Source organism: Chitinivorax sp. PXF-14 (genome assembly GCF_040812015.1).
In the GTDB taxonomy this organism is placed as follows: Bacteria; Pseudomonadota; Gammaproteobacteria; order Burkholderiales; family SCOH01; genus JBFNXJ01.
Window position 1 is genome coordinate 180,467 of record NZ_JBFNXJ010000009.1, and the last position, 10,867, is coordinate 191,333.

Below are 10,867 nucleotides of genomic sequence, written 5' to 3' on the forward strand. Positions count from 1 at the left end.
GGAGACGAGGATACAAAAAGGGCGATGAATGATTTCATCGCCCTTTTTGCTATGCCGTTATTACCCACCTCAACCTGTGGCAGCACTTGTCATGCTGCCGCCCGTCTCCGGCGTGGGTAACCGTTACTTCACGATCTGCGTCAGTTCGCCCTTGGCATAGCGTTCGAACATCTGCTCAAGGCTGACCGGCTTAATCTTCGATGCCTGGCCAGCGGCACCAAATGCCTCATAGCGGGCAATGCAGATATCACGCATGGCAGTCACGGTTTCCTTCAAGTACTTGCGCGGATCAAACTCGCTCTTGTGCTGCGCCAGGAAGCGGCGGATTGCACCAGTCGATGCGAGGCGAAGGTCTGTATCGATATTGACCTTGCGCACGCCGTGCTTGATCCCCTCAACGATTTCTTCGACCGGCACGCCATAGGTCTCGGGAATCTCGCCGCCATTCTCATTGATCACCTTCAACCACTCTTGCGGCACGCTGGAGGAACCATGCATGACCAGATGCGTGTTGGGGACCCGGGCATGGATTTCCTTGATACGACCGATCGCCAGAATGTCACCGGTCGGGGGGCGTGTAAACTTGTAAGCGCCATGGCTGGTGCCGATCGCAATAGCTAGGGCATCGACACCCGTATCCTTGACGAAACGTGCAGCCTCTTCCGGGTCGGTCAGCAGTTGGCTGTGATCGAGCTTGCCTTCGGCGCCCACGCCATCTTCTTCGCCCGCCATGCCGGTTTCCAGGCTGCCCAGGCAACCGATCTCACCTTCGACGCTGACGCCGCAAGCATGCGCCATCTCCACCACACGACGCGTTACCGAGACATTGTAGTCATAGTCAGTCGGCGTCTTGCCATCTTCGCCCAGCGAGCCGTCCATCATGACTGAGCTGAAACCCAGCTGAATCGAACGCTGGCATATGGCAGGGCTGGTGCCGTGGTCCTGATGCATCACCACCGGGATATGCGGGAATTCCTCGACTGCCGCCAGAATCAGGTGGCGCAGGAATGGTGCGCCGGCGTACTTACGCGCGCCGGCCGATGCTTGAACGATGACGGGGGCGTCGACCTTGTCTGCCGCCTCCATGATCGCACGCATCTGTTCCAGGTTGTTGACGTTGAATGCCGGCAGGCCATAACCGAACTCGGCGGCATGGTCCAGCAATTGACGCATGGAAACGAGTGCCATGATTGAACTCTCCAGAAATTGAATCTTCTTGTTTAACTGTAGTTTGCCGACCGCCACTCAGGCAGTCGTGCGCTTAACCGTTTGCGCGAGATTCGAGCACTTCGACTGCCGGTAATACCTTGCCCTCGAGGAATTCAAGGAATGCGCCGCCCCCGGTCGAGATATAGCTGATCTGCTCGGTAATGCCGTACTTCGCAATGGCTGCCAGCGTATCACCACCACCGGCGATCGAAAACGCCTTGCTGTTGGCAATGGCGTGGGCCAGCGTTTTGGTCCCCTCGCCAAACTGGTCGAATTCGAATACGCCGACCGGGCCGTTCCAGACAACAGTCCCGGCCTTGGCGATCAGGTCTGCCAGCTGACTGGCGGACTGCGGACCAATGTCGAGAATCATGTCGTCAGCCTCAACCTCGACGAGCGACTTCTGGGTGGCCACAGCCGTTTCGGCAAACTCCTTGGCGCAGACCACGTCAGAGGGCAGCGGCACATCGCCACCGCGCGCGCGCAGCTTGCCGATCACAGTCTTGGCAGCATCAAGCAGGTCAGGCTCAGCCAACGACTTGCCAATCTGCTTGCCCTCCGCCAGCAGGAAGGTGTTGGCGATGCCGCCACCGACGATGAGCTGGTCAACCTTGTCGGCAAGCGATTCGAGGATCGTCAGCTTAGTCGATACCTTGGAGCCCGCGACGATCGCTACCAGCGGCCGCGCCGGTTGGGCCAGCGCCTTGCCCAAGGCATCGAGTTCAGCCGCCATGAGGATACCGGCGCATGCAACCGGGGCGAACTTGGCTACGGCGTAAGTCGACGCCTCGGCGCGGTGTGAAGTCCCGAAAGCATCATGCACGAACACATCGCACAGCTTGGCGTAGGCTTGTCCGAGCTCATTCTTGTTCTTCTTTTCGCCAACGTTACAACGTACGTTTTCCAGCATGGCCACGTCGCCCGCTTGTATCACCAGCCCCTTTTCCTGCCAGTCGGCCACAACCGGCACGGCCTTGCCCAACAGCTCGGACAGACGAGCCGCAACCGGCTTGAGCGTGTCTTCTTCACTCAGCTCGCCTTCGGTCGGACGGCCGAGATGGGTCATCAGGATCACGGCGGCGCCGGCCTTCAATGCATGCTCAATCGATGGCAGCGACGCACGAATACGCGTGTCATCGCCGATCACGCCGTTCTTTACCGGCACATTCATGTCGACGCGAATCAGCACGCGCTTGCCCGCCAGGTCGAGGTCAGTCAGTTTGCGAAAATTCATAGGGGCTCCATCTGGATTTGAAATTGCTTGTCGATTTCCGTGGGGATTCGGTTACTTACCGCACCAGGCCGGCATTCGGTCGCTGTGCGGCAGGCAGAAATTGTGTGCTCGACCAGAACGGCATCTTCCGACCGGGAGCGGCTCAATGGCCCAACTGCGTATTTTACCCGCAAAACAAAGGGAGCCGGCGATCCGGGCTCCCTCTGTTCCCACGCTGACCGGAAACAGCCAGTTTACTTGGCTTCCATCATTGCCTTGGCTGTGTTCAGCATCTGGCAGGAGAAGCCCCATTCATTGTCATACCACGACGACACCTTAATTAGGTTGCCATCCATGACCTTGGTGAGCGTCGAATCAAAGATCGATGCTTCGCTGGTATGATTGAAGTCGATCGACACCAACGGCAGGTCGTTGTAACCCAACACCCCCTTCAGCTCACCTTCGGACGCATCCTTGAGGATGGCGTTGACCTCTTCCTTGGTAGTTGAACGAGAAGCGACAAAGCTCAGATCAACCATCGACACATTGATGGTCGGCACGCGCAGGGCATAGCCGTCGAGCTTGCCATTGAGCTCAGGCAGTACCAAGCCAACAGCCGATGCAGCACCGGTCTTGGTAGGAATGATCGATTGAGTAGCCGAGCGGGCGCGACGCAGGTCCTTGTGGCGCACGTCGGTCAGCACCTGATCGTTGGTGTAGGCGTGAATAGTGGTCATCAGCCCCTTCACCAGACCAAGCTTCTCGTGCAGCGGCTTGGCCAACGGCGCCAGGCAGTTCGTGGTGCAGGATGCGTTGGATACCACATTCATGTCACTGCGCAGCAAATGATGGTTCACACCGTAGACGATGGTAGCGTCCACATCCTTGTCGCCAGGTGCGGAGATCAGCACCTTCTTGGCGCCAGCATCGAGATGCGGCTGGCACTTCGCCTTGCTGGTGAAGGCGCCAGTGCACTCGAGAACGATGTCGATACCGAGGTCGCCCCAAGGCAACTCGGCAGGATTGCGTGTAGAGAAGAACTTGATGTTGGTATCGTTGATACGCAGCCAGCTGCCATCCACATCGACCTTGACGTCTGCGTTGAAACGGCCGTGGACCGTATCAAACTTCGTCAGGTGCGCATTGGTTGCCAGGTCACCGGAAGCGTTCACGGCGACGACCTTGAACTCGTTTGTGCGATTCAACTCGTAAATCGCGCGTAGTACGTTGCGCCCGATGCGTCCGTAACCGTTGATAGCGATGCGGATAGCCATGTTGGATCAATCTCCTAAAACAATAAAATAGTAATCGTTATTTTCGCCATGCCGGCTTATGCCGGCACATGCATGTTTATTTGCCGATCACGGTCTTGGCCGTGTTGACGACGTTATCTACGGTAAAGCCGAAGTGCTTGAACAATGCACTGGCTGGGGCCGACTCGCCGAAGCTGTCGATACCGACGACAGCGCCCTCGAGGCCGACATATTTGCGCCAGTAATCGGACACCCCGGCCTCGATCGCCACGCGCGGAACCTGCGCCAGCAAGACGGAAGCCTTGTAGGCGCCCTCCTGCTGATCGAAGACGAAAGTGGACGGCATCGACACCACGCGAGCAGCAATACCTTGGGAACTCAGGGCTTCCTGTGCCTTGAGCGCAAGCTCGACTTCAGACCCGGTCGCGATGAGCACGACATCGGGCTTGCCATTCGCAGCATCGCGCAACACATAGCCGCCGCGGCGGATGTTGGTCAGCTGGGCAGCATCGCGACTGGTGTGAGCAAGATTTTGCCGACTGAAGATCAGGCAGGTTGGGCCGCCCTGGCGCTCGATCGCCATCGCCCAGGAGACAGCCGACTCGACCGCATCGGCCGGGCGCCATACGTCCATATTAGGGATGAGGCGCAAGGTTGCGGTCTGCTCCACCGGCTGATGGGTAGGGCCATCCTCACCCAAACCGATCGAGTCGTGGGTAAACACGAAAACGGGGTTGATCTTCATCAGTGCAGCCATGCGCAACGCGTTACGCGCATATTCGCTGAACATCAGGAAGGTAGCGCCGTAAGGGCGCACGCCACCATGCAAGGTCAGGCCATTCATGATGGCTGCCATGCCAAACTCACGAACACCGTAGTACAGGTAATTGCCGCCATGTTCACGCGCAATTCCCTTGGCACCGGACCACAGCGTGAGGTTCGAGCCGGCGAGGTCGGCGGAGCCGCCAAGCAGTTCCGGCAACTTGGGGGCGTAAGCGGCGATCGCGTTCTGCGACGCCTTGCGTGTGGCGATCGTCTCGCCCTTGGCATCGACTGCGGCAATGGTTGCCTGGGCATGCTGTGCCCAGTCCGCAGGCAATTCGCCCTTCATCCGGCGCAGGAATTCCGCAGCCAGTTGCGGGTGTGTCCGCTGATAGTCGGCAAACAGGCTATTCCAGCGCGCCTCGTGGGCCGCCCCGCGAGCCTTCGCATCCCAGCCGCGATACACCTCCTGCGGAACATGGAACGGCTCGTGAGCCCAGCCGATATTGGCACGTGTTGCCGCAATTTCCGCGTCACCGAGTGGCGCGCCATGCGAGTCGTGCGTGCCGGCCTTGTTTGGCGAGCCCTGGCCGATCACGGTCTTGCAGCAAATCATGACGGGCTTGTCGGTACTACGCTTCGCTTCGACGATGGCATCATCCAGTGCCGTGAAATCGTGGCCATCGACGTTTGGAATCACTTTCCAGCCATAAGCCTCGAAGCGCTTTGGCGTGTCGTCGGTAAACCAGCCCTCGACGTGGCCGTCGATCGAAATCCCGTTGTCGTCATAGAAGCAGATCAGCTTGTTCAGGCCGAGTGTGCCAGCCAGTGAGCAGGCCTCGTGGGAAATCCCTTCCATCAAACAGCCGTCGCCGAGAAACACATAGGTGTGGTGATCGACGATGTCGAGCCCAGGCTGGTTGAACTCAGCCGCCAAGGTCTTTTCTGCAATCGCCATGCCAACCGCGTTGGCGAGGCCTTGGCCAAGCGGGCCCGTCGTCGTTTCAATGCCGGGCGCGTAACCGTACTCGGGGTGCCCCGGTGTCTTGCTGTGCATTTGGCGGAACTGCTTGAGATCGTCGATGGAGAGCTCATAGCCGGTCAGATGCAACAAGGAGTAGAGCAACATCGAGCCGTGCCCGTTCGACAGCACAAACCGGTCACGATCAAACCATCCGGGATTGCCAGGGTTGTGGCGCAGGTGATGATTCCACAGCGCCTCCGCGATATCCGCCATGCCCATCGGCATGCCAGGGTGACCGGAATTGGCCTTTTGAACAGCATCCATGGAGAGTGCACGGATTGCGTCGGCGAGTTGCTTGCGAGTTGCCATGTGGGGGGTTTCCTCGTTGCGCTGACGGCCGGCCGGGCTGCGCGAGATAACGCGGAACCAGCAGATCGATGCGCCTTTTGATGCCTAGGCCCTCGATATTTTTCAATCGGCGGCCACGTGTAAAAATCCTGCAATTATCGCCGACCCCGGGTGATCCGGCAAGAAATTCCACAGAAAACATCGAGTTAACGCACTAATTGATGTTATAAAACTACGCCCTGGCAAAATATGTGTTGAATCAAGCGCAGCAGGCATTTGCAGCGCTTCGTTTATCTTCTAGCATATGAATCTGACGATCTTGTCGACAGGAATAATAGAATGAGCGAATTTTCCAAGTTATCTACGCCCACGGCAGGCCTGCCCGCCCCCCATCGCGTCACGGCAGACCGGGGCTGGCACTGGCTTCTGGATGCCTTCGACAAGTTCAAGCAGCAGGCTGGGCTATGGATCGTGCTCTGGCTGATCTATGTCATTATTCTGGCGGCCCTGAGCAGCATGACCACGATCGGCTTTGTCGGGCAGATCGTCGCCCCCATCCTGTTCGGTGGGCTGGTATTGGGATGCACCGCGCAGGAGGAGGGCGAGGAAGTCGAGCTCGGCCATCTCTTCGCCGGCTTCAGAAAGAATACAGGTCAGCTCGCCCTGGTTGGCGTGATCAGCCTGGTGCTGTTCCTGATTGCAGCCGTCGTCGCGGTCGTGCCGCTGGCCATCATGGGCGGTACGAGCATGATCATGGGGCTGACGGCAGGCAAGGCAACAGGCATGGCCACCGGCGCCGGGCTAGGTCTGGCCCTGGGGGCGTTGCTTGCCCTGCTGCTGTTTTTTGCCCTGATCGTCCCCATTACGATGGCAACATGGTTCGCCAGCGCGCTGGTCATGCTCAACGATGCCCAAGCATTGGATGCCATGAAGCTAAGCTTCTCGGCCTGCTGGCTGAATGTGATGCCTTTCACGGTATACGGCCTGGTGGCCCTGGTGCTCGGCGTGCTTGCCATGATTCCGCTTGGACTGGGGTTGCTGGTGCTCGGTCCAGTCCTGCTGATTTCGGGCTATACCAGCTATAGGGATGTATTCGGCGGCTAATCAGCGGGTCGTGCCAAAGCGCTTGGTTGTCGCCAGATAGGTTTGCGCCAGGCGCTGAAACTTACCATTGCTCGGGTCGTGCCGGCGAATCCTGTCGAGATATTCCTTCGCCAGCTGCATGTAACTGGCATGCCAGCCCTTGGTGTTGATATAGGCGAGCAAGGCGTTGATCGCATTGAGCGTCACCTGGATATTGCTTGGCATATCGCTGACCGCCTGGATGAACAGCTGTACCGCGCCATCCAGATCGCCTTGCCTGGCCATGACTACTGCCCGGTTATTGATCGACACTAGGTCCGCATTGGTCTGATCCAGCAACTCGCGCCCCAGCTCCGGCTTACCGAGGCTTTCATAGAGCCCAGAGACCCGGTCGAGAATGGTGGCATCCTCGTTCTTGTTGCGCAGCACCTTGCGCACAATTCCTTCGGCCACGGCCTCCTGGCCTCCCCGGTAACAGGCCTCGGCCAGATCGAGCGCGTAGCGTTCTGCTACCTCGCCTCCCATCAAGCCAAACTGCTTTTGCGCCATTTCCAGGGCAAGCTCGGCCCGTCCCCTATCCCCCTCCTTGCGCGCAATCTGGCTCTCCATGACATAGGACAGCAGTGTCGCGGATGGATCTTTTGGAAAGTCTTTACGCACCTCGTTCAAGGCCTGGCTGGCAGACTTGACGTCACCCTTGTCGAGCAAGGTGCGGCTGAGATCGGCATAGTCGCCCGGGTCGCGCCAGAACGAATAACGGCCGAGCTGTATGGTTTGGCGCAATGCCTGCTCCGCAGCACCATAATCCTTGTTTCGATGCGCTATCTGGCCGAGTGCCTTTTGTCGTTGCACGATGGTAGGGGAGATGCGCACAGCCGTCTCGAGCGTGCCCTGCGCCCTCGCGTTTTCCCCCTGGGCCGCCAAGGTCTTGGCCAGCCAATCATAAGCCTCCATAACTTGCCCGTTCTGCTCGAGCACCTCATTGAACAGCTGTTCGGCCGTCGCCAGATGCTTGAGATGGTACTCCGCCTTGCCCAACCCCATTTTTGCCCAGGCAAGCGGCTTCAGCAGCAGAACCTGCTTATAGATACCTCTGGCGCCTTCGTAATCACCAATCTGCAAGGTCAAGCGCCCCTTCAGCTTCATGAAATCGATCGCGTAGGGGGCCTGATTGCGGATGCGGGTATTGCACTCGTCAATGGCGCGCAAATACTCGTGATTGAGGATGGCCGTGTCGACGCAGGCAAATTCGCGTTTTTTCCTGAATGCACGATCAAGACGGCGTAACAGCGCATCACCGGTAAACGGCTTCAGTAGATAGCCATCCGGGGCCTGCTCCACGGCACCAATCACATTCTGCGCTCGGCGTTCGCCAGTCACGATCATATACACGCAAGACTGTTTCGCCAGATTGCGCAGCTTGATCTCTTCCAGCAAATGCAGGCCGTCGTGAGGGTGTTCGAGATTGTACTCAGAGAGCACGATATCCACGTCCAAGCGCTGCAACTTGGCCAATGCCTCGCCCGTCCGCGAGGCGAACTCGACCTTGTTTGCGCCAACGGCAGACAAGGTAAACGCCATGGACTGGCGCATTTCCGGTACGGTATCGACGACCAGGAATAGCTTGGTCGAATAGTCGATTTCCTGTTCGTCTCGCGTGACCTGACGCTGGGTATTGCGCAAGGCGATATCGGTGAGCGCATTGACCGAACTACTCACAAGTCAGCCATATCATGTGGTTGCAGACGCTATGAGTGTAGTGCACGCCTTATGCGGGAGAAAGCTTGGCATACTCGAGAGCCAGCCACTTGATACCGTCGCTGCCGCCAAAATTCACCTGAACTCGAGCATCAGGCCCGCTGCCTTCGCAGTCGATAATCACCCCGACACCAAACTTCAGGTGCAGCACGCTCTGCCCAATCCTGAAACCATGGCCCGTCACGATCGGCTTGGGACGCTGCCCCGCCGCTTGTGCCAATGGAGGCCTTGACCTCGTTGTCGGTCGGTTGATCCAGGCCAGTAACTGCGGCGGGATCTCGGACAGAAACCGTGAGACGACGTTGTAGCGCGTTTGCCCATGCAACATGCGGCTCTGGGCCATCGTGAGGTAGAGCTTCTTGCGGGCCCGAGTGATGGCGACATACATCAATCGACGCTCCTCCTCCAATCCGGCCGGCTCCAATGCGGCATTTTCATGCGGGAATAAGCCCTCCTCCAGCCCGGAAATGAACACCGCGTCAAACTCCAGTCCCTTTGCGGCATGCACCGTCATCAACTGCAGGGCATCCGAGCCGGCCTCGGCCTGATGCTCCCCCGCCTCCAGGGAGGCGTGAGACAGGAAGGCAGTAAGGGACCGCTCATCCGACTCGCCGAGAAAGTTCATTGCCGCATTGACGAGCTCGTTGAGGTTATCGAGCCGATCCTGCCCGTCCTTTTCCTGCTGGTAATAGCCACGCAATCCGCTATTGTCGAGTACCAGCTCGATCACTTCCGGCAAGTTCAAGCCGTCAAGCTGGGCACGCATGCTCTCTATCGTGCCAACAAAGGATGCAACCGCGCCTCCGCTCCGCCCCGCACCCCCTCCCCCGCATGCCGCCTGCCATAGGCTGGCCCCGGACAGACGGGCATTGCTCTGGATGCTTTCAACCGTCCTGGCACCGATGCCGCGCGCAGGAAAATTCACGACGCGCAGAAAAGCGCCATCATCATCCGGGTTGCCAATCAAGCGCAAATACGCGAGGGCATGCTTGATTTCCTGGCGTTCGAAGAACCGTAGCCCACCATAAACCCGATAGGGAACACCGACAGAAAACAGTTGATGCTCGATAACGCGGGACTGGGCGTTGGATCGATAAAGAACGGCCATATCTGCCAATGGCACACCCTCTCTCTGCAGTTGCCTGACCTCCTCCACGATGAAGCCGGCCTCTTCGAGGTCGGTGCTTCCCTCATATACTTTGATGGGTTGCCCCGCGCCCGATGCAGTCCAGAGGTTCTTGCCAAGCCGAGAGCTATTCTGACGAATCAGCGCATTTGCCGCATCAAGGATATTGCCAAACGAACGATAATTCTGCTCAAGCTTGATGACATTTCGAACGTAAAAATCGCGTTCGAAATCAAACATATTGCCGACCTGTGCACCACGAAATGCATAAATCGACTGGTCGTCATCCCCAACGGCGAAGACAGCGCTGCTGTCACCTGCCAGCAGCTTGAGCCACATGTATTGCAGCTTGTTGGTGTCCTGGAACTCGTCAACCAATATATGCTGAAAACGCTCTTGATAGTGTTGGCGCAGCAGGGCATTGCGACTCAACAGTTCGTAGCAGCGTAGCAATAACTCAGCAAAATCAACCGCGCCCTCGCGCTGACACTGCAGGTCATAGGCGGCATACAGCTCCACGAGCTTGCGCGAGAAGTCATCGAAAGCGTTAACACCATTTGCCCTGAGGCCCGCATCCTTGTTGGTGTTGATGAAATACTGTAGCTGTTTGGCCGGGTATTTCTCATCATCGATGTTGTGTGCTTTCAGCACTCGCTTGATCAGGGAGAGCTGATCTTGACTATCCAGGATTTGAAACGCTTCCGGCAATCCGGCTTCACGGTGATGCGCCCGCAACAAACGATTGCATAGGCCGTGAAAAGTCCCGACCCACATGCCGCGAGTATTGATTGGCAACATCGACGCGATGCGCGTCAGCATTTCCTTCGCCGTCTTGTTGGTAAAGGTGACAGCCAGAATACCCTGCGGACCTACCTGGCCTGTCTGCATCAGCCAGGCGATACGCGTCGTCAGCACACGCGTCTTCCCGCTGCCAGCACCGGCCAATATCAGCGCGTGCTGCTTGGGTAAGGTGACCGCGACAAGTTGTTCTGGGTTTAGGCCATCAAGAAGGGATCGGGAATCCATAGTGCTTTCGCAGAGCGGTTGCAATACCACATAGTTTACCGCTAACGCCATATGGCGCCGCAGTCGGTGACCAGGAAGCATGAGAAGTAACGGCGTTACTACCCCCCAAACTGCTGAATTGGACT

General features: G+C 57.9%; 7 protein-coding genes. 1 reads left to right on the top strand and 6 read right to left on the bottom strand.

Annotated features, from left to right (window positions below; all coding sequences use genetic code 11):
- Window positions 1-123 precede the first annotated feature (123 nt).
- From fba to tkt, 4 genes are all read right to left on the bottom strand, one after another.
- Window positions 124-1,188 (bottom strand): class II fructose-bisphosphate aldolase, encoded by a 1,065-nt coding sequence (gene fba / locus ABWL39_RS12750; protein WP_367791551.1) that lies wholly within the window; start codon window positions 1,186-1,188, stop codon window positions 124-126.
- Window positions 1,189-1,261: 73 nt separating this feature from the next.
- Window positions 1,262-2,443 carry a phosphoglycerate kinase gene (locus ABWL39_RS12755; protein ID WP_367791524.1) on the bottom strand — a complete coding sequence of 394 codons (1,182 nt, stop codon included), beginning with the start codon at window positions 2,441-2,443 and terminating at the stop codon, window positions 1,262-1,264.
- A gap of 233 nt (window positions 2,444-2,676) precedes the next feature.
- Window positions 2,677-3,696, bottom strand: coding sequence for a type I glyceraldehyde-3-phosphate dehydrogenase (gap, locus tag ABWL39_RS12760; RefSeq protein ID WP_367791526.1), 1,020 nt, complete (start codon window positions 3,694-3,696; stop codon window positions 2,677-2,679).
- Between the two features lie 76 nt (window positions 3,697-3,772).
- Window positions 3,773-5,770 (bottom strand): transketolase, encoded by a 1,998-nt coding sequence (tkt, locus tag ABWL39_RS12765; protein WP_367791528.1) that lies wholly within the window; start codon window positions 5,768-5,770, stop codon window positions 3,773-3,775.
- A 318-nt stretch (window positions 5,771-6,088) separates the two neighbouring features.
- On the opposite strand from tkt, the gene ABWL39_RS12770 reads away from it, so the two are divergent.
- On the top strand, window positions 6,089-6,853 hold the full coding sequence (locus ABWL39_RS12770) for a BPSS1780 family membrane protein (RefSeq protein WP_367791530.1): 765 nt from the start codon (window positions 6,089-6,091) through the stop codon (window positions 6,851-6,853).
- Here ABWL39_RS12770 and ABWL39_RS12775 read toward each other — a convergent pair whose 3' ends face one another.
- Complete coding sequence (locus tag ABWL39_RS12775; RefSeq protein WP_367791533.1) at window positions 6,854-8,551, bottom strand: tetratricopeptide repeat protein; 1,698 nt, start codon at window positions 8,549-8,551, stop codon at window positions 6,854-6,856.
- 49 nt (window positions 8,552-8,600) lie between these two features.
- Window positions 8,601-10,742, bottom strand: coding sequence for a UvrD-helicase domain-containing protein (locus ABWL39_RS12780; protein ID WP_367791554.1), 2,142 nt, complete (start codon window positions 10,740-10,742; stop codon window positions 8,601-8,603).
- Between the last annotated feature and the right edge of the window lie 125 nt (window positions 10,743-10,867).